Origin of the sequence: Bacillus pretiosus, from assembly GCF_051294775.1 — a bacterium.
GTDB lineage: Bacteria > Bacillota > Bacilli > Bacillales > Bacillaceae_G > Bacillus_A > Bacillus_A wiedmannii.
The window spans coordinates 1-316 of the sequence record NZ_JBPPHF010000121.1; the positions used below are offsets into that span (position 1 = coordinate 1).

Here is a 316-nt window from a genome sequence, read left to right on the forward strand (position 1 = left end):
GCTAGATTCTTTGTTAAATCTACTATTTTTCGATTGTATCTTTCAGAAACGTGGTTACCTGATTCCTCCATTAAATGAAATCGATCTAGGATGGACATGATTGTCGTAATATCTATTAATCTATGACCGATATTAATTACTTTTTCTACGAAGTCAGGGATAATTTCAAGTTCGCCAGGTGTAATTGCAAGCTTGATCAGTTGTATATTCGTTTTTCCAGGATAGTATGGGACATATTCAATGTGGTTCAGCCCCAATTGACGCATCGTTTCAATTGATTCGTATACTGTTTCATGATTATCATTCACATATTGAG

At 34.5% G+C, this 316-nt stretch carries 1 pseudogene; it reads right to left on the reverse strand.

Annotated features, from left to right (window positions below):
• A pseudogene (locus tag ACSG5Z_RS30125) lies at window positions 1–316 on the reverse strand (Fis family transcriptional regulator); the annotation flags it as partial.